Here is a 392-nt window from a genome sequence, read left to right as displayed (position 1 = left end):
GGTGCTAAGCACGGCGGTACTGAGCATTGATTGGTTAAAGAGGGTTTGACCCGACGCTGAATTTCCTTTGCCAACTTCGATAGACATAAGCGCTGCACCGCCAATGCCAACCATCATCGCGATAGCGGTAAATATCGAGAAAGCAGGGATGGTCAAAGCGATAGCACCAAGCCCATCAGGGCCAACACCACGTCCGACGAACCATGCGTCTCCCATGATGAAGAGAGACTTGATCACCATGCCAGTTAGCGCTGGCCAAAGGTACTGATAAAAGGATTTAGATATAGGATCGGTTTTAAGGTTGATGGCCATTCGAGAGTGCTCCCAACAAGTTGGATGTAACCAAAGTGGATGAAATAAAGAGGGAGCATTATCCGAACTTAACTGGGCTC

General features: G+C 48.7%; 1 protein-coding gene. It reads right to left on the bottom strand.

The window, feature by feature from the left end:
* On the bottom strand, positions 1-312 hold a 312-nt coding region (locus AB4512_RS22865), incomplete at its 3' end, for an MATE family efflux transporter (protein WP_372175820.1).
* Between the last annotated feature and the right edge of the window lie 80 nt (positions 313-392).

This window comes from Vibrio sp. 10N.222.52.B7, assembly GCF_041474275.1.
GTDB lineage: Bacteria > Pseudomonadota > Gammaproteobacteria > Enterobacterales > Vibrionaceae > Vibrio > Vibrio crassostreae_C.
This window is presented reverse-complemented; position numbering and strand designations above follow the sequence as displayed.